The organism is Chryseobacterium gwangjuense, assembly GCF_021311115.1.
Classification (GTDB): Bacteria; Bacteroidota; Bacteroidia; order Flavobacteriales; family Weeksellaceae; genus Chryseobacterium; species Chryseobacterium gwangjuense.
In genome coordinates this window covers 96,116-119,722 of sequence record NZ_JAJTNP010000007.1, presented here as the reverse complement: position 1 = coordinate 119,722, position 23,607 = coordinate 96,116, and the positions used below count along the sequence as shown (strand labels likewise).

At 34.5% G+C, this 23,607-nt stretch carries 17 protein-coding genes; 15 read left to right on the top strand and 2 right to left on the bottom strand.

What is annotated here, in order from left to right; all coding sequences use genetic code 11:
* The first annotated feature begins 37 nt into the window (after nucleotides 1-37).
* From LV842_RS14625 to metF, 7 genes are all read left to right on the top strand, one after another.
* Entirely contained in the window at nucleotides 38-982 is a 945-nt protein-coding gene (locus LV842_RS14625; protein ID WP_233112184.1) for an alpha/beta fold hydrolase, read from the top strand.
* Complete coding sequence (locus LV842_RS14620) at nucleotides 979-2,517, top strand: ACT domain-containing protein (protein WP_233112183.1); 1,539 nt, start codon at nucleotides 979-981, stop codon at nucleotides 2,515-2,517. Before LV842_RS14625 ends, LV842_RS14620 begins: the two co-directional genes overlap by 4 nt.
* Before the next feature lie 115 nt (nucleotides 2,518-2,632).
* Nucleotides 2,633-3,793 (top strand): O-succinylhomoserine sulfhydrylase, encoded by a 1,161-nt coding sequence (locus tag LV842_RS14615; RefSeq protein ID WP_233112182.1) that lies wholly within the window; start codon nucleotides 2,633-2,635, stop codon nucleotides 3,791-3,793.
* A gap of 41 nt (nucleotides 3,794-3,834) precedes the next feature.
* Complete coding sequence (locus tag LV842_RS14610) at nucleotides 3,835-4,845, top strand: homocysteine S-methyltransferase family protein (protein WP_233112181.1); 1,011 nt, start codon at nucleotides 3,835-3,837, stop codon at nucleotides 4,843-4,845.
* A gap of 83 nt (nucleotides 4,846-4,928) precedes the next feature.
* Nucleotides 4,929-6,020 carry a fatty acid desaturase family protein gene (locus LV842_RS14605; RefSeq protein WP_233112180.1) on the top strand — a complete coding sequence of 364 codons (1,092 nt, stop codon included), beginning with the start codon at nucleotides 4,929-4,931 and terminating at the stop codon, nucleotides 6,018-6,020.
* Nucleotides 6,021-6,024: 4 nt separating this feature from the next.
* A complete protein-coding gene (metH, locus tag LV842_RS14600; RefSeq protein WP_233112179.1) occupies nucleotides 6,025-8,685 on the top strand; it encodes a methionine synthase in 2,661 nt (886 codons plus the stop codon).
* 85 nt (nucleotides 8,686-8,770) lie between these two features.
* The gene (gene metF / locus LV842_RS14595; protein WP_233112178.1) at nucleotides 8,771-9,730 is read left to right on the top strand and encodes a methylenetetrahydrofolate reductase [NAD(P)H]; all 960 of its coding nucleotides are present in this window, start codon (nucleotides 8,771-8,773) and stop codon (nucleotides 9,728-9,730) included.
* A gap of 74 nt (nucleotides 9,731-9,804) precedes the next feature.
* Here metF and LV842_RS14590 read toward each other — a convergent pair whose 3' ends face one another.
* Nucleotides 9,805-10,959, bottom strand: coding sequence for a hypothetical protein (locus tag LV842_RS14590; protein ID WP_233112177.1), 1,155 nt, complete (start codon nucleotides 10,957-10,959; stop codon nucleotides 9,805-9,807).
* A gap of 98 nt (nucleotides 10,960-11,057) precedes the next feature.
* Here LV842_RS14590 and folE point away from each other — a divergent pair, with 98 nt between their 5' ends.
* The 8 genes from folE to LV842_RS14550 all read left to right on the top strand — a co-directional run bounded on the left by folE (nucleotide 11,058) and on the right by LV842_RS14550 (nucleotide 20,392).
* Complete coding sequence (gene folE / locus LV842_RS14585) at nucleotides 11,058-11,726, top strand: GTP cyclohydrolase I FolE (RefSeq protein WP_233112176.1); 669 nt, start codon at nucleotides 11,058-11,060, stop codon at nucleotides 11,724-11,726.
* Between the two features lie 11 nt (nucleotides 11,727-11,737).
* The gene (locus LV842_RS14580; protein WP_233112175.1) at nucleotides 11,738-12,169 is read left to right on the top strand and encodes a DinB family protein; all 432 of its coding nucleotides are present in this window, start codon (nucleotides 11,738-11,740) and stop codon (nucleotides 12,167-12,169) included.
* Between the two features lie 152 nt (nucleotides 12,170-12,321).
* Entirely contained in the window at nucleotides 12,322-13,788 is a 1,467-nt protein-coding gene (gene cysS / locus LV842_RS14575) for a cysteine--tRNA ligase (RefSeq protein ID WP_233112174.1), read from the top strand.
* 235 nt (nucleotides 13,789-14,023) lie between these two features.
* Nucleotides 14,024-15,190, top strand: coding sequence for a T9SS type A sorting domain-containing protein (locus tag LV842_RS14570; RefSeq protein ID WP_233112173.1), 1,167 nt, complete (start codon nucleotides 14,024-14,026; stop codon nucleotides 15,188-15,190).
* Nucleotides 15,191-15,314: 124 nt separating this feature from the next.
* Entirely contained in the window at nucleotides 15,315-17,966 is a 2,652-nt protein-coding gene (locus tag LV842_RS14565) for a 4-alpha-glucanotransferase (protein WP_233112172.1), read from the top strand.
* Between the two features lie 139 nt (nucleotides 17,967-18,105).
* Nucleotides 18,106-19,107, top strand: a complete 1,002-nt coding sequence (locus LV842_RS14560; protein ID WP_233112171.1) for a hypothetical protein — start codon at nucleotides 18,106-18,108, stop codon at nucleotides 19,105-19,107.
* Nucleotides 19,108-19,287: 180 nt separating this feature from the next.
* Complete coding sequence (locus LV842_RS14555; protein ID WP_233112170.1) at nucleotides 19,288-19,755, top strand: hypothetical protein; 468 nt, start codon at nucleotides 19,288-19,290, stop codon at nucleotides 19,753-19,755.
* A gap of 127 nt (nucleotides 19,756-19,882) precedes the next feature.
* Complete coding sequence (locus LV842_RS14550; protein WP_039364280.1) at nucleotides 19,883-20,392, top strand: ferritin; 510 nt, start codon at nucleotides 19,883-19,885, stop codon at nucleotides 20,390-20,392.
* Between the two features lie 64 nt (nucleotides 20,393-20,456).
* Here LV842_RS14550 and LV842_RS14545 read toward each other — a convergent pair whose 3' ends face one another.
* Nucleotides 20,457-23,597: a UvrD-helicase domain-containing protein gene (locus tag LV842_RS14545; RefSeq protein ID WP_233112169.1), complete on the bottom strand. Its 3,141-nt coding sequence runs from the start codon at nucleotides 23,595-23,597 to the stop codon at nucleotides 20,457-20,459.
* Between the last annotated feature and the right edge of the window lie 10 nt (nucleotides 23,598-23,607).

Here is a 23,607-nt window from a genome sequence, read left to right as displayed (position 1 = left end):
CCTGTGGCATTTTCAATTGTATTAAAACATAATAGAATTGAAAACAGAACTAAACTATATTAATTTTACGTATCAGACAGATTCTCTAAAGGAATACAATATCTCGTTGAGCTATCAGCTTTTCGGGAAAGACTTGTTTGCTGCACCGATCATTTTAGTGAACCACGCTTTAACCGGAAATTCTAATGTTTCTGGTGAAAATGGCTGGTGGAAACAATTGATCAGAGAAAATCAGGTCATTGATACAAATACATACACGGTTCTATGTTTCAATATTCCCGGAAACGGTTACGATGATTTTTTTATTGATGAATATGAAGATTTCACGCCTTCGGATATTGCGAATATCTTTTTAAAAGGTCTTGAAATTTTAAATATTAAAAGTTTACACGCCATTATTGGAGGTTCTTTAGGTGGTGGAATCGGTTGGGAAATGCTTGCGAAAAATCCGCAATTAACCGAAATTTTTATACCTATTGCCTGCGATTTTAAAACTCATGACTGGCTTCATGCACAATGTCTGGTTCAGAAATTCTTATTAAATCAGGATGATGAACCTTTACAAAAAGCAAGAATCCATGCGATGCTTTGTTACAGAACACCGGAATCTTTAAATAACAGATTTCAAAATAAATATAATCAGGAAAAACAACAATTAGAGTCAGAAGATTGGCTTGTTTATCATGGAAATTCATTAAACGAAAGATTTAGTTTGAAATCTTATAAGCTGATGAACCATTTACTGATGAATATAAATGCTGATGAACAAAAACTGGAGAAAATACAAGCGCGAATGCACCTGATCTCAGTAGATACAGATTTGTTTTTTCCGGCATCAGAGATTCGAATGTGCTTTGAAAAACTGAAAGCGAAAAAAGAAAATGTTTTCTATCACGAGATACAATCAATTCATGGGCACGATGCCTTTTTAATGGAGTATAAACAATTAAATAATATAATAAAACCTATTCTGAAAATATGACAACATCAGATATTATCAACATCTATCAAAACAAAGCATTAGTAAATTTTGAAGGAAAAGACTTCCTTGGACACATCGGAGTGGATTCAAGAATTTTTAGAGTGTTGAACGATACAGGAATTAGTGTAGGAGTGATTTCTCAACAGGCAATTGAGAACGGAATTTCTGTTTTGGTAGATGAAAATGATGCGGAAGATGCAGTACGTGTTCTTTCTGAAGAATTTAAAAACGAAAAAGCAAAAGGAACGGTAAGTAATATCTACAGTATCAATAACGTAGCGGTAATCGGATTTGTATCTGAAAATTACAATAAAATACTTTCCGAACTTCAAAGAAACAAAATTTTCCCATTGTTATTAAACCAAATAGCATCTGCAGGAAGAGTAAATATAGTAGTAACCGATAATCAGACGGAGATTGCAAAAAATATCGTAGAAACTGAAATCTATGGAAAACCAAAAGTAGTTCATCTAGCTTTAATCGGACACGGAAATGTGGGCGGAACCTTGGTAGAACAGATTTTGGATTCTTCACACGATATTTTGACGAGAAAAAGATTGCAGCTGAAAATCGTTGCGATTGCCAATTCTAAAAAAATGGCTTTGAACAAAGGTGGTTTTGGAAGTGACTGGAGACAGAAAGTGAATTACTCCCAAACAGAATCCAGTGTAGAAGGTCTTATTGATTATGCAAAAGAACATCATCTGGAAAATCTTGTGATGGTAGATAACACGGCGAGTAAGGATTTTGTAAAGCATTATGATGTGTTTGTGGATAATGGTTTTGATATTGTTTCATCCAATAAAATCTATAATACACTTCCTATAGCAAGCTATAGAAACTTAAGAAAATCATTAGAGAAAAATAAAAAACAATATTTGTACGAGACTAATGTAGGTGCTGGTTTACCGTTAATTGATACCATAAAATTATTACACCTTTCAGGAGAAAATATTACAAGAATCAAAGGCGTTTTCTCAGGAACATTGAGCTATGTTTTCAATAATTTTTCTTTGAGAAACGATAAATTTTCGACCATTATCAATGAAGCACTGGAAAAAGGATTTACAGAACCTGATCCAAGAGAAGACTTATCCGGAAGTGATGTCGCAAGAAAATTATTGATTTTGGCAAGAGAATTAGATCTGATCAATGAATTTGAAGATATTAACATTCAGAATTTAGTTCCGGAAAGTTTGCTTTCAGTTTCAAAATCAGAATTCCTTTCAAGATTGGAAGAACTGGATGAAGAATATCAAAAAATTAAGGATAATCAGGAACCGGGACACGTGTTAAGATATGTTGGAGATTTACACGGAGACTTACAGAAAGAAAAAGGTGAACTTGATGTGAACTTGGTTTCTGTTCCTGCAACTTCTGCTTTAGGACAGCTGAAAGGTTCAGATTCGATCTTCGAGATTTATACCGAAAGTTATGGTGAAAACCCAATCGTGATCATGGGAGCCGGAGCCGGAGCAAAAGTAACGGCAAGAGGAGTTTTCGGAGATATTTTAAGACTAAGTGAAAAAAAATAAATTAATATAACAATTTAATAATGTTACAGTTGATCAAATATTAATTACTATTGTCATTCTGAATAAAGTGAAAAATCTCATTGCTAAACTGAACATTGCTACATTTTAAAACTATATGGAAAATTTTGAAACCTTCGCGATAAGAACCCAAACTGAAAGAACTCAGTTTGACGAACATTCAACGCCTTTATATCTTACGTCCAGCTTTATTTTTCAGGATGCGGAAGATATGAGAGCGAGTTTTGCTGAAGAAAAACCGAAGAACCTTTACAGCCGATTTTCAAACCCAAATGTAACGGAATTCACAGATAAAATTGCCAAAATGGAAGGTGCAGAAGCTGGATATGCTTTCGCAACAGGAATGGCAGCCATTTATTCAACTTTTGCTACGCTTTTAAATGCAGGAGATCATATCGTAAGCTGTCAGTCGGTTTTCGGTTCTACCCATACGTTGTTTACCAAATATTTCCCGAAATGGAATATCGAAACCACTTATTTCAAAGCCGAAGATGCGGAAAACGTAGAAAAATATATTCAACCGAATACTAAGATTTTATATCTGGAAACACCGACTAATCCTGCGATTGAAGTGTTAGACCTAGAATTTTTCGGACAGATTGCAAAGAAACACAATCTGATTTTCATTGTAGATAACTGTTTTGCAACACCATATTTACAACAACCTCTTAAATACGGAGCAGACATCGTAGTGCATTCCGCTACAAAACTGATTGACGGACAAGGTCGTGTTTTAGGCGGAGTAGCAGTCGGTAGAGAAGATCTGATTCGTGAAATTTACCTTTTTGCAAGAAATACAGGTCCTGCAATGTCCCCTTTCAATGCATGGGTGTTGTCAAAAAGTTTAGAAACATTGGCAATACGAGTTGAAAAACATTGCGAAAACGCTTTAAAAGTAGCCGAGTTTTTAGAAAGCCATCCGAATGTGGAGCTGGTAAAATATCCATTCTTACCATCTCATCCAAGCTATGAAATTGCAAAAAAACAGATGAAGTTAGGAGGAAATATTGTGGCATTCGAAATTAAAGGAGGAATTGAAGGTGGAAGAAACTTTTTAGATAAAATTAAAATGTGTTCACTTTCTGCCAATTTGGGAGATACGAGAACGATTGTAACCCATCCTGCTTCTACAACCCATTCAAAATTGTCTGATGACGAAAGAAATGAAGTTGGAATTACCGCCGGATTGGTTCGTTGTTCAGTAGGTCTGGAGAATGTAGAAGATGTTATTGCAGACTTAAAACAAGCACTGGATTAGTAGGTTCTAAGGTTTGAAAGATTTGATAAAAAGAAAAGAAAATGAAAAATTCAGAACAACTATACAAAGCATTATCCGAAAGAATTTTAATTCTTGACGGAGCAATGGGAACGATGCTTCAGCGATATAAATTTGAAGAAGAAGATTATCGTGGCGAGCGTTTCAAAGATTGGGCACATCCGGTAAAAGGAAACAATGATTTGTTGTCATTAACGCAGCCTCAGGCGATTGAAGAAGTTCACAAAAAATATCTCGAAGCAGGAGCAGATATCATCGAAACCAATACGTTTTCGGGAACTACAATTGCAATGGCGGATTATCATATGGAAGAGCTGGTGTATGAATTGAACTATGAATCTGCAAAAATCGCAAGAAAAGCTTGTGACGAATTCACCGCTCAAAATCCGGATAAACCAAGATTTGTAGCAGGTTCTATCGGTCCGACAAACAGAACGGCAAGCTTAAGTCCTGATGTAAACGATCCTGGTTACAGAGCAATTACGTTTGAGGAATTGAGAGTTGCTTACAAACAACAATGTGAGGCTTTATTAGACGGAGGTTCAGATATTCTTTTGGTAGAAACCATTTTCGATACACTAAATGCAAAAGCAGCACTTTTTGCAATCGATGAACTTCAGGACGAAAGAGGAATCAAAATTCCGATCATGGTTTCAGGAACCATTACCGATGCATCAGGAAGAACGTTGAGCGGACAAACTGCGGAAGCATTTTTAATCTCCGTTTCCCACTTGAATTTATTAAGTGTAGGTTTCAATTGTGCTTTGGGAGCAAATCAATTGACTCCGTATTTGGAAACATTGGCTCACAATTCAGAATTCCATATTTCGGCATATCCGAATGCGGGTCTTCCAAACGCTTTTGGAAAATATGATGAAACGCCGGAAGATATGGCGAGTCAAGTAAAGGAATATGTGGAAAAAGGATTAATCAATATTATCGGAGGCTGTTGCGGAACGACACCGGAGCATATCAAAGCGATTGCAGATTTGGTAGCACAATATCCACCAAGAAAATTGAAGGAATTTGTCTGATTTGATAGAATTTTTTCATTGAATTGATAAGAAAAGGAACGGTTTTTTGTGTTATCTTTAATTACATCGCAAAATGTACGATAATGGAAAAGCCGATTTACTTAAAAGATTCAGAGGATGCAAAGCTGTTTAATGAATTAAGAAAAAAAGTGAACCAGCGTGTAGAAGCCATTCCCGAAAACAGGGACCTGTATATTCAGATCAAAGCTATTCTTTTGCCTTTGGTCTATTTTGGCTTGTATGCGTTTGCTCTTTTGAATGCCGAAAAACCATGGATTTATATTTTGAGTTTTGTGTTGATGGGGATTTCTTTGGTGTTGATTTATTTAAATCTAATTCACGAAGCTGCCCACAACAATATTTATAAAAGCAAAAAATTAAACAGTCTGGTTTTACAGATTTTCGATTTTGTGGGAGCTAATTCCTACATCTGGAAAAAAAGACACATTGCTGCGCATCACGCTTATCCGAATGTTGACGGTTGGGATACAGATATTGAGCAGAGCGGACTTCTGTTAATCGTTCCTTGGATTAAGGCAAAAGGAGTTCAGAAATATCAGCATTTCTTTTTCTTTTTGGTGTATCCTTTATATCTGTTCAATTGGATGTTTATCCGTGATTTTAGAGACTTTTTTGATAATGAAAGAGTGATTCTGAAAACCCAGGGAGCCATTCCTGTACAAGAAAAAATTAAAATGGTGACTTTTAAACTGTTTTACTTTTTCTATCAGATTGCAGTTCCGGTTTTGTTTTTTAAAGTATCTGTTGGTTTGGCGTTGGGAGCTTGGTTTTTACAGGTGATTGCGGCAAGTATTTTTGCCCTTTTTGTACTGTTACCATTACATCCGCTTCCTGATAATGCCTTTCCAAAATTGGATGAAAAGAATGGGCTGCCTTTCAGTTGGCTTCATCATCAGTTTGAAGTCACTAATGATTTACAAGAAAATAATTGGTTCGTACGAAATGTATTGGGGAATTTCAACTTTCATGTTGCCCATCATCTTTTCCCGAACTACAGCTATTTATATTATAATGAAATTACAGAGGAAATCGAAGAATTTGCCAGAGAACATCATTTGGCTTACAAACGGTTTCCGATTTTCACCGCTTTGGGCAAACATGTGGATTTGCTGAAGCAGAATGCGAATAACGCATACTATATTTTAGAAGAATAAGTTGATGAAATATTTAAGATTATCAGGGCTCGAGCCTTTGATTATTACGCCGGAAAGTAACTTTATCAATGTTGGGGAAAGAACCAATGTTGCCGGGTCGAAGAAATTTTTGAGGTTAATAAAAGAAGAGAAATTCGGGGAAGCACTCGATATTGCACGTCATCAGGTTGAAGGCGGTGCCCAAATTCTTGATGTCAATTTCGACGACGGACTGATTGACGGGAAAGCTTCCATGATTAAATTTTTGAATTTAATTGCTTCCGAACCGGATATCGCAAGAATCCCAATCATGGTCGACTCTTCGAAGTGGGAAATCTTAGAAGCTGGATTACAGGTTGCTCAAGGAAAATGTGTGGTGAATTCCATCAGTTTAAAAGGTGGAGAAGAAGAATTCATCAAACAGGCAAAAGCCATTAAAAGATATGGTGCTGCAATGATTGTGATGGCATTTGATGAGGTAGGACAAGCCGATACGTATGAACGTAGAATTGAGATTTCAAAACGTTCTTATGATCTTTTGGTGAATGAATTACATTTCCCTGCAGAAGATATTATTTTCGATTTAAATATTTTCCCTGTTGCGACGGGAATGGATGAGCACAGAAAAAATGCAATCGACTTCATTGAAGCAACAAGATGGGTTCGTCAGAACTTGCCTTACGCTTCTGTGAGTGGAGGAGTGAGTAATGTTTCCTTCTCTTTTAGAGGAAATGATACGGTAAGAGAAGCGATGCACTCGGTTTTCCTGTACCACGCAATCCAGGCGGGAATGAATATGGGAATTGTAAACCCTGCCATGTTGGAGGTTTATGATGAAATTAATAAAGAACTTCTCGAATTAGTTGAAGACGTAATACTTGACAGAAGAGAAGATGCTACCGAGCGACTTTTGGATTATTCTGAAAGACATAAATCTGTTAAAAAAGAAAAAGTTGAAGATCTGGAATGGAGAACAAAGCCATTACAGGATAGAATTACCCACGCTTTGGTAAAAGGGATCGACCGTTTTATCGAAGAAGATGTGGAAGAAGCGAGACAGCAGGCTGCAAAACCGCTTCACGTTATTGAAATTAATCTAATGACCGGAATGGGCGTTGTAGGAGATTTATTTGGAAGTGGAAAAATGTTCTTGCCACAAGTTGTAAAATCGGCAAGGGTAATGAAAAAAGCGGTGGCTTACTTACAACCCTATATCGAAGCTGAAAAAGACGGATCAAAACCAGCCAATGGGAAAATCCTGATGGCCACTGTAAAAGGTGATGTTCATGATATTGGTAAAAATATTGTGAGCGTAGTTTTAGGATGTAACAACTACGAAATTGTTGATTTGGGAGTAATGGTTCCTGCCGAAAAAATTATTCAGACTGCAATAGAGGAAAAAGTAGATGTTATCGGATTAAGCGGATTGATTACACCTAGTTTGGATGAAATGGTGTATATCGCTCAGGAACTGGAGAGACAGAATTTAGATTTTCCTTTATTAATTGGTGGTGCAACAACCTCAAAAGCGCATACCGCCGTGAAAATCGATTTAAAATATAAAAATGCAGTTGTTCACGTAAATGATGCTTCCAGAGCGGTAAACGTGGTAAGTTCATTGTTGGGGGACAGAAATAAAGAGTATGTTGAAGATTTAAAAAGCGACTATTCGGAGTTTAGAGAAAAATTCCTGAATAGACAGGTAGATAAAGACTATGTTTCGATTGAAGATGCCCGAAAAGATAAGTTTAAAATCAACTGGGAAAATGAAGAAATTTTCACTCCGAATCAATTAGGTGTTACGGTTATTGAAAATCAGGATTTGAGAGAATTGCTGTCTTTCATCGATTGGTCTCCTTTTTTCAGAAGCTGGGATCTTCATGGGAAATACCCGAATATTTTAGAAGATGAGGTGGTCGGAGTTCAGGCAAAAGAACTCTTTAAAGATGCACAGGTTATTTTAAACAGAATTTTAGAAGAAAAATTACTAACTGCAAAAGCCATTTTTGGAATTTTTAAAGCAAATTCTAATGAAACGGATGATATTTTGATCTTCAACGAAAATAATGAACAGCAAGTAAAATTCCTGACATTAAGACAACAGGCTCAACGTTCGAAAGGAAAAGATTATCTGGCTTTAAGTGATTTTATTGCTCCTCAAAGTTCAGGAAAAACCGATTATATGGGAGCTTTTTGTGTAACCACAGGTTTCGGGACCGATGAATTGGCCGAAGAATACGAAAAAGCAAATGACGACTACAATGCAATTATGGTAAAAGCTTTGGCTGACCGTTTTGCAGAAGCTTATGCCGAATTTTTACATAAAAAAATCAGAACTGAATATTGGGGATATGCGAATCAGGAAAATTTAAGCAATGAAGAATTAATTGCTGAAAAATACAAAGGAATTCGTCCGGCTCCTGGCTATCCTGCATGTCCTGATCACTTAGAAAAACATGCGATCTGGGACTTATTAAAAGTAGAAGAAAATATCGGGGTGTATTTAACTGAAAGTTTAGCCATGTTCCCAACAGCTGCGGTTTCCGGATATTATTTCGGAAGTCCACACGCAAAGTATTTTGGGTTGGGAAAAATTGCGGAGGATCAGTTAAAAGATTATTCAGAGAGAAAAGGAATTTCTTTACAGGAAGCGAGAAAATGGTTGTCACCGAATTTAGCAGATTAATTTAGTTTCCGTTTTGGGCGGCGGCAAAGCCGCCGCCCAAAACGGAAACCTCATAAATATTAAAAAAAAGACTATAAAATAGATAATGAAAATTACCGACCATATAAAAAACGCAAACGGAAAAACGTTATTCTCCTTGGAAGTGGTTCCTCCTCAAAAAGGAATAGGGATCGAAGATTTATATAGGAATATTGATCCTTTAATGGAATTTAAACCTCCATTTATCGATGTGACGACTTCCAGAGAAGAATATATTTACATTGACAAAGGAAATGGTTTGATGGAGCGTCGTATCACAAGAATGCGTCCCGGAACACTGGGGATTTGTGCAGCGATTCAGCATAAATATAATGTAGATACCGTTCCGCATTTGCTTTGCGGAGGTTTTACAAAAGAAGAGACAGAATATCTTTTGGTAGATTGTATGTACCTTGGAATTGATAATATCATGGCCTTAAGAGGGGATGCAATGAAAGGGTATCAATATTTTGAACCCACTCAGGGAGGTCATGCAAGTGCAATGGACTTGGTTCATCAGATCAATGATTTGGGAAGAGGAAGATATCTGCACAATCAAGACGAAGAATGTGAAGCGCATAATAAATTTTGCATTGGAGTTGCAGGGTATCCGGAAAAACATATGGAGGCGCCTTCCATGAATTATGATTTAAAATGGTTAAAACAAAAAGTAGATGCCGGAGCAGATTATATTGTTACCCAAATGTTTTTTGATAATAAAAAGTATATTGAGTTCGTAAAAAAAGCTCGTGAAATGGGAATTACAGTTCCGATTATTCCGGGAATTAAACCGATTGCTACGAAAAAACATTTAAAAGTTTTACCCCAAATTTTTAAAATTGATTTGCCTGAAGAGTTAATTAATGAAGTTGAAAATGCTAAAAACAATGAAGCTGTAAAACAGATCGGAATTGAATGGGCAATCAATCAATGCAGAGAATTATTGGATTTTGGAGTTCCTGTTCTGCATTTTTACTCAATGGGAAAAAGTGATAATATCAAGAGAGTAGCTGGAGAATTATTTTAAAGCTACTTGTTTTGATGAATTTTTAATCTTGTTTACATTTTCGGCGGCACCAAAGGTGCCGCCGAAAATATATCTTACAATATTGGATGCCTTTCAAATTCCTTATCCCTATCAAACAGATAACGATAAGTCGCTAATTTTCTTGTCACAGTTGTATCCAGATTTTCAGCAATCCTTATCATTTTAGGATTAAAATCACCGATCCACTGCATCTCCGTAACTTTAAAATCGGTATGTTTTCTTAAATGCTGAGTTCCTTCCCAGATCATATACCCTTCAATTCCTTTCCTTTGCCATTCGGGAATGACTCCAAAAACAATTCCGATCATTTTTTCATTTTTCTTAAATCTTTTAACCCAAAGAAATTTAAGTTTTTCCCAAATTCCGAATTTTCCGTTTAGATATTTGAACCATTGATTGGTGTCGGGAAGATTCATCCACATGGCGATTGGCTTTTCGTTTTCATAGACAAACCATGAAATATGTTCATTAATGATGGGTTTCATTATTTTAAACATTTTCAGAGTTTTTGCTTCATCTAAACATTTTCCCTCACCGTGCGCTGCCCATGCTTTATTATAAATTTCTGTGAAATCTTTGGCAAATTTTTCCAGATTACTTTTCGTCATTGGTCGTGCTGAAATATCCGGATTTTTGCTGTGTTTTGCGTGCATTACCGTGAACACTCTTGAAACTTCTGCGAAAATAGGTCTCGAAAAACAAAGCTGTTCAAAGTAAATTTTAAAACCATAATTTTCAAAAAGATCTTTGTAATAAGGAAAGTTATAGTTCATTCCGAATAAAGGTTCTACAAATCCTTCAATGACGAGTCCCCAAAATTTATCACGTTCTCCAAAATTGATAGGACCATCCATTGCTTCTATTTCTCTTTGTTGGAACCAGTTTTTGCAATAATCAAAAATAAAATTGGACGTTTCCTGATCATTAATACAATCGAAGAAGCCGAATCCGCCGGTCGGTTGTTTCTGCTGATAAGTCTCATTAATAAAAACAGCAACTTTTCCTACGGTCTCATTGTGTTTGTTTTTAAATAAAAACCTGGAGCATTCACCACTTTTAAAGAACTTATTTTTTTCAGGATTAAAAACATCTTCAATATCGATATTTCTAGGTCTGATATAGTTTTTGTCATGTTGATAAAGTCTAGCCGGAAATTCTAAAAATTCCTTTTTTTGGTTTTTGTTTTGTACTTCTTCAACAATAATCATAGCTTATAATGAAAGTGGAGGTTAAAAGATGATTTTTTCGACCGGATTCAAATAAATAAAACAGATTTTATCCGTATTTTTGTGCAAATTAAATAAAAATGGTTGATTTTACTGATAACGACGATGATATTTTCACTGGAAAAGAACATACGCCTATAAGGAAAGATGCTTTTGATAAATCGCCACAGGAAAAAATAGAAAAAATTACCGGACTTTTTGGGGAAATTATGGAAACCCTAGGTTTGGATATGACTGATGATTCGTTGAAAGACTCGCCGAAACGTGTTGCCAAGATGTATGTAAATGAAATTTTCGGAGGACTTCTTCCTGAAAATAAACCGGGAATTTCTACATTTTCAAACAAATACAAATACCGCCAGATGCTGGTGGAAAAAGATATTACGGTATATTCATTCTGTGAACATCACTTTTTGCCAATTATCGGAAGAGCACACGTTGCTTATATTTCGAATGGAGAAGTAATTGGACTTTCAAAAATCAACAGAATTGTTGATTATTATGCAAAAAGACCACAAGTTCAGGAAAGACTGACCATGCAGATTGTAGATGCTTTAAAAGAAGCGTTGGGAACAAAAGATGTTGCTTGTATTATTGATGCAAAACATCTTTGCGTAAATTGCAGAGGAATTAAGGATACAGCAAGTTCTACGATTACAGCAGAATTGAGTGGAATTTTCAGAACCAATCCTATTACAAGACAGGAGTTCTTACATTACGTAGGAAGCCATGCTAAACTGGATTATTAATTAAGATAATTATGGACTACCAGATTCTTAAAAATATTGTTAATGAAGAGTTTCAAAGGTTTGAAAATATTTCAGAGAAACAATGGTCAGCTAAAATTTCTCCTGAAAAATGGTCAAAAAAAGAAATTTTAGGCCATCTTTGTGATAGTGCTTTATCAAATATCAGAAGATTTGTAATTACTCAGTATAAAGAAAATGAGAATATTGTCTATGATCAGAATTTTTGGGTGAAAGCGCAGAACTATCAGAATGTTGAGACTTCAGATATTATCAATCTTTGGAAGTTTTTAAATCTTCAGATTGTAAATGTTGTGGAAAATATTCCTGATGAGGATTTGCAAAGAACCTGTGATATGACAAAGACGGAGACTAAAATATTCACATTGGAATATATCATCAATGATTATATTGATCATTTACAACATCATTTAAAAGCAATTTAATAATGATAAAATTTAAAAAAGTTTCAGATAAGATTTTTGTAACAACCATTATTTGTTGTTGCTGTAAATGCTGTAGTTAAAAGATTTAAATCTTTTAATTATTAAAACTTTAAACTAAATTTATAAATCATTACATCTTTTAATTTAAATCAATGCAATTAAAAATATACAACTCGCTTGCAGGCGAAAAAGAAATATTTAAACCCATTTTAGAAGGAAATGTTGGAATGTATGTTTGTGGGCCTACCGTTTACAGCAACGTACATTTGGGAAATGTAAGAACTTTCCTTTCCTTCGATTTCATTTACAGGAGCTTAATGCATCTTGGTTATAAGGTGAGGTATGTAAGAAATATCACTGATGCAGGTCACCTTACTGATGACGGAGATGTAAATAACGATAGATTCGTTAAACAAACCCGTCTTGAAAAGCTGGAACCAATGGAAATCGTACAAAAATATACAGTAGATTTTCATAAAGTTTTGGATATGTTCAATTTATTGCCACCAAATATAGAACCTACAGCAACAGGTCATATCGTTGAGCAAATCGAATTAACTCAAAAATTAATTGAAAGGGGATTTGCTTACGAGAGCAATGGTTCTGTGTATTTCGATGTGTTGGAATACAACAGAAGAGGCTTGAACTATGGTGAACTCTCAAAAAGAAATATTGAAGAACTTTTTGCAAATACCCGTGACTTAGACGGACAAGGTGAAAAGAAAAATCCACAGGATTTTGCATTGTGGAAAAAAGCTTCTCCGGCACACATCATGAGATGGAATTCGCCTTGGGGAGAAGGTTTCCCGGGATGGCATCTTGAATGTACAGCGATGAGTACAAAATATTTAGGAGAGACTTTCGATATTCACGGAGGTGGAATGGACTTGAAATTCCCTCACCACGAATGTGAAATTGCTCAGGGAAAAGCTTGCAATGATGCATCGCCGGTAAATTACTGGATGCACGCCAATATGTTGACGATGAATGCTCAGCGTATGAGTAAATCTACAGGGAATTATATCCTGCCAATGCAATTAGTTACTGGTGAAAATGATTTCTTTGAAAAACCTTTTCATCCGTCGATTGTACGTTTTTGCTTCCTGCAGGCTCATTACAGAAGTGTTTTGGATATTTCTAATGATGCGATGCTGGCAAGTGAAAAAGGATTTATCCGATTAATGGAAGCGATTAAAGTATTGAATTCAATCACTCCGAATGATGAAAAACAATCAGGTTTCAGTCTGGAAGAGTGGAAAAATAAAGCGTACGATGCTTTAACGGATGATTTTAATTCTCCGGTTCTGATTGCTCACTTATTTGAAGCTGTAAAATATATCTTCGCTTTAAATGATGCTAAAGAAACCATCTCAACTAAGGATTTAGAGGACTTGAAATCTACTTTAAATGCCCTTGTTTTCGATGTGTTAGGATTGCAGGCCATTGAAGAAAATAACAATGAAAAACTAGATCAGACATTACAGGTTTTAATTGAATTGAGAAATCAGGCGAGAAAATCTAAGAATTTTGAACTTTCAGATCAAATTAGAGACAGACTTCTTGCTGAAGGGATCGAATTGAAAGACGGAAGAGACGGAACTTTTTATGTTTTGAACTAATATTTTAAAAATAGTTATAGAAACTCTCACAATTTGTGGGAGTTTTTTTTGCGCTATTGTCATTCTGAATGGAGCAACGCGTAATGAAGAATCTGTAAGCTCAAATAGATTCTTCCTTCGTTAGAATGACATACAATACCAGTTAAATAATTTTGTAACCTTAAAATTTTATAATTCAATTTAAAAATTGCGTAACTTAGTCATAATAAAATGATTAAAACAAAATTTATATATTATGAAAAAACATTTATTCCCTTTGTTTTTGCTTTTAATAGGAGCAAACGTTTCAGCGCAACAGGACTTTTTTGCTTTAGTGGGGAAAGAAACTCCCAATATTGTTTTTAATGATTTCCGTGCAATCGATGGAACAAGCGGTATCTCCGGAGAGCAAATCTTTACAGAAACTTCGTCTGCGAGAGTTTTTTCCCAAGGAAGAAATGGAGTGATCACTGAGGATAAAAACTCTTACAACAATTCTCAGGCAGTTTCAATGGCTACATTAGCGTATGATTCTTTCAATAATAATTTGGTATATATGCCAATGTATTCTTCTAATATTTATGTTTTAAATGCCAAAACAAAAGAAATTACATTAGTAGAAAATAATGTTACCAGAGTGACCTCATGTGATATCAATTCTCATATTACAAGAATGGCGACCGGCTATGACGGAAATATCTATGCAATCAACAATGCAGGAACTCAATTTTTACAAATCAGCAGAAAAGGAAACCAATATGTGGTGAATGATCTCGGGATTATTAAAGATGATGCTTCCAATGGTAAAGATTCTTTCACCATGCTGGAAACCGGTTTTGGAGGTGATATGATTGCAGATGCAGATAATAATTTTTATGTTTTTTCCGCTTCGGGCAATGTTTTCAAAGTTTCAACTCAAGAATTAAAAGCAAAATTTGTAGGCAAAATTTCTGGAATTCCTGAAAATTATTCAGTGAATGGTGCTGCAGTGAATTCACAAGGAAAAGTAGTTGTTGCCAGTGCAAAAGGAGCTGCTTTTTACGAAGTTGATCTGAAAAGCTTACAGGCAAAACCGATGGCAGGAGAGCAGAATCTGCATATTTATGATCTGGCGAGTAAATATTTTGCAAATGACAGAATAGCTTCAGGCAATATGCTTGCAAATCTTGATATTTATCCGACTCGTGTAGATGAGCAATATATTAATGTTAACGTTAATGATAAATCGGTAAAAGGAACTCTTAAAATGACTGTCTTTGATTTGTCTGGTAAAAGTATATTGAAACAAAACTTATCCGTAAAAGATGGCTCTTTGAATCAACAGGTATATCTTAAAAATCTGGTGAGTGGAGCTTATTTGGTAAATATTACCGATGAATCCGGAAAAGTATTATTAAACAAGAAAATTTTGGTTACAGAATAATTTTTAACTTTATTTACAACGTAAAAACCTTTTCAAATATCTTGAAAAGGTTTTTTTAATGAATATTTGATATTCAAGAAATTTTATTTTTGAGATTATAATGTACTTTTATAAAAAAATATAAATGAAGCTATACTTTAATGTAGGTTATAGTGTAAAAGTTGGAGAAAAATTACAGTTGGTGATTCATGAAGAGGGTGTTGTATCTCAGACTCATACTATGTTTTGTGTAGAAAACGATTTATGGAAATGTGAAGTTGACTACTTTTCCAAATCGGTTTCTTACCAATATCAGCTTGTGGATGAAAGAGGGAATCTTCTGAGAACAGAGTTTGTTCAGCATCATCTTAACTTTCCTCACAATTATAAAGAATTTATAATTTTTGATGAGTGGAATAACAAAAATTTTCCGGAAAATTATCTGAATAATAAAATTCTTTACAATAAGCTGAATCAGTTTTTTCCGGAGAAAATTTCGGTGTTAAAAAAACATACTCATTTATTCAGAATTGAAGCCCCAATTTATAATCCGAACTGGAAAATTGTACTATTTGGAAGTACAAATTCTTTGGGGAATTGGGAGTATGAGAAAGTGATTCATTTATCTCAGACGGATTTTGGAGTTTGGGAAACATCGATTGAAATTCCGGAGAATGAATTTATTCAGTTCAAATATTGCATTTATGATATTACTGAAGATAAAGTAATTGATGTGGAAAACGGAGAAAACAGATTCGCGGTTCCTAATCAGTCAAAGGATATTCTGCAGATTGTTTCCAATCATTATTTTAAATTTAAATTGTATCAGATGTACCATGATGCCGGAGTTGCAGTTCCGATCTTTTCATTAAGAACGGAGGATGGTTTTGGCGTCGGAGAATTTTCTGATATGAAAAAATTAGCAGATTGGGCAAAAGAAACCAATCTAGGAATCATCCAGATTTTACCGATTAATGATACCACTGCTAATTATTCGTGGACGGATTCTTATCCTTACGCGGCTATTTCCGTATATGCATTACATCCACAATATATTTCTCTTGAAAATCTTGATTTTAAATTACCGAAATATTTAGTTGAAGAATTTCAGGCTGAAAAACAATTACTTAATTCTTTAGAGTTAATTGATTATGAAAAAATGATTTCCGCAAAATGGAAATATTTGAAAGTGGTTTTTAATGAAGATAAAGACCAAATTTATAAGGATAAAGGCTTCAAAAAGTTCATTAAAGATACTCAGAGCTGGCTTCTTCCATACGTTGCATTTTGTGTGTTGAGAGACAAAAATAAAACACCGAACTTTAATGAATGGAAAACTCACAAAAAGTATATTGCAGGAAAAATAACTCCGTTTTTTAGTGTAAAAAGCAAGGATTATGATATCTCAATGCTTCATGCATGGGTGCAATATCAACTTCATAAACAGTTAAAAGAGGCAATCGATTATACCCATAGTTTGGGAATTTCCGTGAAAGGAGATTTACCGATCGGAATTTACCGATATTCTGTGGAAGCCTGGACAGAGCCTGAACTTTTCGGAATGGATTTCCAAACCGGATCACCGCCGGATCAGTTTACAGAATTAGGACAGAACTGGGAGTTTCCGACCTATAATTGGGAAGCTATGAAAGCAGACGATTATACATGGTGGAAAAACAGATTTAAGGCATTGGAACAATATTTTGATGCCATGAGAATTGATCATATTTTAGGGTTTTTCAGAATCTGGAGAATGCCAATTTCGGCAGTGCAGGGAATTCTGGGATATTTTTATCCTGCTGTTCCGGTTACACTGGAAGAGTTCAAAGCATGGAATATTCCTTTTAATTTTGATCGATATTGTAAGCCGTTTATTAATGATCAGATTCTTTGGAATTATTTAGGAGAAAATAGTGGTAAGGCGCTTGAATTCATTCATAATAATCATGACGGTACCTATTCATTCAAAGAAGAATTTGATACCCAGAGAAAATTAGTCGATTTCTTTAAGAAAAATCCACATGGTTTGCTTGAAGAGCAATTGATTTCCCTTTGTGCAAATGTATTGTTTTTAGAGGAAGAAAGAGATGGTGAGAAAGTGTATCATCCAAGATTTAGTGTTTATAGTATAGATTCTTATCAATATTTGTCTGAAGAGGAGAAGAAATCTATTTATGATCTTTACCATGATTATTTTTTCAGAAGACAAGATCATCTTTGGTATGAGAAAGCAATGGAAAAACTTCCGATGATATTGAATGCAACAAAAATGTTGATTTGTGGAGAAGATTTAGGGCTGGTTCCTGCTTGTGTTCCTGTAGTGATGGACGAATTGGGAATTATTGCTCTGAAAATTCAACGTATGCCTTCAGAAAATATTCCTTTTTATAATCCGAAAAATGTCAGTTACCTGAATGTTGTTACGGCTTCTACTCATGACAGTTCTACCTTGAGACAATGGTGGAAAGAAGATCGCGTTTTAATTCAGGAGTATTTTAATCAGCAATTAGTTCAATACGGAAAAGCTCCGGAAGAATTGGACCCTTATTTAGCAGAAATCATTATGAAGCAGCACCTTTATAATGATGCTGTATTGGCTATTTTCCCTATTCAGGAGTTTTTAGCTACAGATAAGGAACTTACCAACCCGAAAATAGACAATGAAAGAATCAATAATCCTGCGGTGTTTCCTCATTATTGGCGTTACAGAATGCATCTGAATCTTGAAGATTTAAAACAAGAAAAATCTTTCAATGAAAAAATTGCAGATTGGGTGAAAGATAGTGGGAGGGTGTAAATTTAACATTTGATTATCAATTAGTTAACAATAAATTAAAAGAAGTTTTATCGTGAGATTTAACTTCTTTTTTGTATTCATATCCAAAAGATAGAATAGAGATATTCTGCTATATTTTAACCAATTAACAACTATTGAAATGAAAAAAATATTAATAGGTTTTGCCATGAGTTTTGCGGCTTTGTCGTTTGCTCAGCAATATCCAAATAATGGGTGGGGAGATGATGACGGATATTATGAAAATGATGGATATTACAGTGATCAGGATGATCAAAATTATTTCCCTGATGATTATTATTACAACTATCCTCAAGATTATTATCCTGGCGACTATTATCAAAGCAATTATAATGATTACAGGAACAGTATTATCAGTATCAACTGGAATGTATTTTTTGCTCAGAACAGATTATCCCGCTGGCAAATTGATCAGGTTTTAAGATTAAATAATCTTTATATAAGTTTTTCCAATTGGAATAATTTTTACAGATATAATCCGGATAGATGGTACTATGATAGATTTTATGCCTTAGAAAGAATTTTAGGACCTAGAGTTTTTGTGGTTTTCCAAAATAATTATTACAGAGGTTATAGTCCGGTTATCTATTTCCAAAATTACAGAAGAACTCATTATGCTTCAATCTGCAGACCTGTACCTCGATACAGAAATGTGAATATTAATATTTACAGAGTGGATAGAGCTAAATTCCGAAGAATGGATAATCCAACCATTAATATTGTGAGAAGCCAAAGACCTAACAATGGATTCAGAGGATCTGTAAGAGATGGAGATAATGGTGGATTCCGAAATCAGGCTGAAAACAGAAATAATAATTCAGGAGGTTTCAGAAATGAAAACAATGGGGGAAGAAATAATGGTGGATTCAGAGGAAATAATGATAATGGAGTAAGAAACAACGGAGGCTTCCGTAATGAAAGAGTTGAGAATAATGGAAATGGAGGAGGATTCAGAGGTGGTGATGGAAGACGGGAAAGTACTCCGAGAAGAGAAAATAATGGCGGTGGTTTTAGAAATGAAGGAGGATCCAGAAAAAATGAAAATGCGGCCCCAAGAGAACAACACAGAGGGAATGAAGGCAGAGGAAATGGAGGTTTCCGAAACGGATTTGCAAAGAATTAAATTTTCATATATTTATATTTAAGTGGTGTGAGGGCAGATTTTAGGATCTGCTCTTTTTTTATTTCTTAGAATTTATTATTTAATATTAAAAATTAACATTATTTATGAATGTTTCAATTTAACTTTAATTTTAACTAATAATCAAACAGATATAAAAAGAATAATTAAATATTTTAAAAGATGAAAAAATTAGTTTTAGCAGTAGCATTTATCGGAATGGGGAGTTTTGCAATGGCACAACAGACAACTACAAACCCACAAGAAAGAGAAGCAAAAAGAGCGGAATTTCAGCAAAAAAGAGCAGAAAAGGAAAAAGAACATTTAGATCAAATGCAAAAGGATTTGAATTTAAATCAGGCTCAGGTAACTCAAATTAAAGCTTTACATGAAAAAAGAAAAGCTGAAATGAAAGCTGAATTTGACAAAAACAAAGACATGAGACAGGCTAAAATGGAGGAGATGAAAGCCAAAAGAGCGCAAATGGATGCAGATATGAAGAAAATCTTAACTCCAGACCAGTACGATAAATGGCAAGCTGACAGAAAAGCTAAAATGGAGCAACGAAAAGTGGCGATGAAGGAAAGAGGAATGAAAGAGAGAAAAATGATGAAAAAGCCGATGACTACGGCTGCTCCTGAAGCGAATTAATAGTTTATAATTTTGATTTTTTAAGGTGAGAAGGGCGGATGTATTTCCGTCCTTTTTGTATTAATTTTAATTAAAATTTTTGATTTCGGGCTTTTATTCCCTAATTTTGAATATAAATTTATTACTTATGGTTAGCGAGAAAATTGCAAAATTAATTAACGAACAGATAGCTCACGAACAATACGCTGCACAATATTACCTTTCAATGTCTGCTTGGTTTTCAAGTAAAGATTTGGACGGAATTGCAAACTACTTCAGAGTTCAGAGCAAAGAAGAATTAATGCATGCTGATAAAATGTTTGATTATTTAAATGATGTAGGAGGCGAAATCATTATCGGAGAAATTGCAAAGCCACCTCACGAATTTGAAAATGCAACAGATATTTTTGAAAAAGCATTAGCTCACGAGAAAATCGTAACAAAAAGTATCTTTAATATTGTAAAAAATGCTAATGAAGAAGGAGATTTTGCGACTACTTCTTTCCTGCAATGGTTCATCAACGAACAGGTAGAAGAGGAAGCGAGTGCATCCCAATTGGTAACTAAAATCAAAATGGTATGTGATAATCCTTCTGCATTGTATCTTTTTGATCAGGAATTGGCACAGAGAGTTTTTACTCCGGATCCAACAGCTTAATGTAGCTTCACAGTATTAACGCTATAAATTTTCGGCGGCACCAAAGGTGCCGCCGAAACATTTTTTATAAATAAATTAACTGCGTTTTTAAAACCTTTCTTCCTAATTTTTCGAGAATATGTTTATAATTCTCAATCTGCTTCTCATTCTTCTCTGTTTCTTCCCCGGTTTTAAAATCGACGATAATATAACCTTCATTACCCTTCAATATTCGGTCGGGACGATACATTCGACTTTCTCCGTTTTCAGAAATCATAATGTCTTTTTCATTGATGACTTCCCATTTTTCATCAAAAAACTCAGCATAGTTTTTAATAATTTGCTCTAACGTATTTTGAATTTCGTCTTTTTCTTCGATAGTAATTTGTCCGTCCAGAACATAGCTTTCCAAGACCTTTGCAATATCTTTTTCGGTATTTATTTTTGATAACAATTCATGTACAAAAAGTCCAATTCTTACCTTTTCGTTTCTCACTTGGTAATTTTTGGAAGGGGTTGCAATTTTGATCGACGTATTTTTTTCGTTGATGTTTTTTAGGTTGTTGATATCTTTAGTTTCAAACAGTGATGTTTTATCCTTCGAATGTTTTTTCAACATTTCTTGATAAACTTCATAGATATCAAATTCATCAAGATTTTCTGTGTTTTTAGATTGTAAAAACTCCAAAAGTTCAAGATTGTTCGAGGTTTTATTGGCTTTTTGAATATAAAAAAACAATTGCTCTACAGGTCGGGTTGTCGCAACATACTGCAAACATAATCTGTCGACAAAATTTTTGTAGGCATTTTGCTTGTTGAACTTTTGAATTTCCTCATCGTAGACTTCAAGATTTTTGCTGAATTGATTAATGTTTACCGATTTCAACGCAGTGTTATCACTTGTGTCAAACCAGTTGGTAAACTCAGCGTCACGGTTTTTGTTCATCATCGGAATAAAGACAATCGGGAATTCCAGTCCTTTTGCTTTGTGAATCGTCATGATCTGGATCGCATCAATATTTTCCGAAGCCTGAATCGTGTAAGTTGAAGCTTCTTCATCCCAATATTTTAAAAATTCTTTAGTACTTGCACCGGCATTTTGGGTGAAATTAAAAAGCATTTCGAGAAAGTTTAATAGGAAGTCAGTCTCTTTGTTTTCAACCGAAAATTCATTGATATAATACTCTACAAAATTGTATAAATTAAATTTTGGGAAACTATCCTGTCTTAGTTGTAAAGAATATTTTTGCTGAATGAATTGCAAAATTTCTTCATGAGTTTCAATCTCCAGAATTTCTTTCATTTCCAGTGTAAAATCTGTCATATGAATTCTCCCCAGCTTATTCAGATGATACATCATCATGATTAAATTGGGTTTATTCTTAGGATTGGTTTCCCATTTCAGGAATTCAATCACAGCTTTCAGGGTATTGGATAATTCCAGCGTGAGTCCTTTATCAGAAATCGTTTTAATATTGGTTTCTTCGCCTTTATAATTAACTTTTAGATTTCCCAGTTTTTGAGAATAGCTGAAAATATCAAAATTTCCTCGACAGAGAATGGTAATATCAGAGAATTTAAAACCATTGTTCAGACTTTCCTGAATGTCGTTTTGCATTCTCGAAGAAGTATCATTGTAGAAATCTTCGTTCGTAAGGTTTTCTATTAAATTAACTTTTACACGACCATCAATTCCGGATTTGGGGTTTTGTGTTCCATCGATTCCGAAAATATGTTGATGTTCTTCTGCAAGCTCTTTTGAATGGAATTCGTACAGTTCATTATTGAACTTCACAATGTTCTTTGCACTTCGCCAATTATCTTTTAAAACTAAAAGTTCGGCTTCTTTAGGAGATATTTCTTTCTTATTGATAATATCCAACATTAGCTTACTTTCACCACCACGAAAACGGTAAATGCTTTGTTTAGGATCACCAACTAAGGTAAATGAAGTATTTTCCGTAGAAACAGAGTGATCTCTCAACGGAACGAAATTCTGCCATTGAAGTTCTGAAGTATCCTGAAATTCATCAAAAAAATAATGCTGAAACTGTGAACCTACTTTTTCATAAATAAAAGCAGAGGGTTCGTTTCGAAGATTTTCATTAATGAGAATATTGAATTTTGAAAGTAACACCAGATCATTCTCTTCCTCAATTTTTTTCAACTCATCCTGAATGTCTTTATTGACTTTTAAAGGGAGGAGCGCCGATAAAATTTTCTCTTTTTTCTGAGTTTCAATATATAAAAGTATCAGCTGCATTCTGTTTTCAAGCAATTGATCCAGAACTTCTAAGATTTCAGCTTCCTTATGCTTGGATTTCGTAGCTGCACCCTTTCTGTAATTATTAACAACAGATTCTTCTGCAGTCGTTGGAAAAGGAAAACCTGCTCTTTTTTGATGATAAAAATCTAAAACTTTAGTAAAGAATCCCCCGATTCCATTTTTTCCCTGTGCGAAATCTTCAATCTCAATATTCCTGGATTTGAATAGATCAATGGATTTTGTAGCAAGTTCTGTAGCTTGTTTTTTGTTAGCTACAATCTCTTTTCGGAGGGTGTCTTTTATATTTTCATAATTCGTGTTATCGAAATCTTTATTATTTTTAAGATGTTCGTAATGAATGTCTTTTACAAATTCTTTCGCCGAATCATAAAGGTTTTTATTTAAATTAATTCTCTCATTATTCTCAAGGCTGTAATCAACATAATCCATAAAGGAATTGGAGATTGCATCGTTTTCTCCGATTTGATCAAGCATTTTATCAACAGCTTCAATCAAAAACGGTTCTGCTTCGATTTCAAGATTGAAGTTTTTTGCCAAGCCCAGTTCGTAAGAAAAACTTCTTACTAATCGGGAGTTGAAACGGTCAATCGTTCCGATATTTAAAGTAGAGTAGTTATGAAGGATATAATCCAGCAATTTTTTGGCTCTGAGATGCAATTCGTCAATAGTAATTCTCAGCCCTTCCTCTTCAAATGCCTTTTGAATATTTTTTAAGTCTCCATTGTCAGCAAAATTTTCCGCAGTAAAATTTCCTAACCACGACAAAATTCTTTCCTTCATTTCATTGGCAGCTTTATTGGTAAAAGTCAAAGCCAAAATATTCCTGATCGATTGCTGCTGATTAGGATACCGAAGACAGATCATCAAAAGCCGCTGAACAAGGGCGTATGTTTTCCCCGAACCCGCTGAAGCATTGATAACTGTATAAGAATTTTGCATGTTTTGAGTA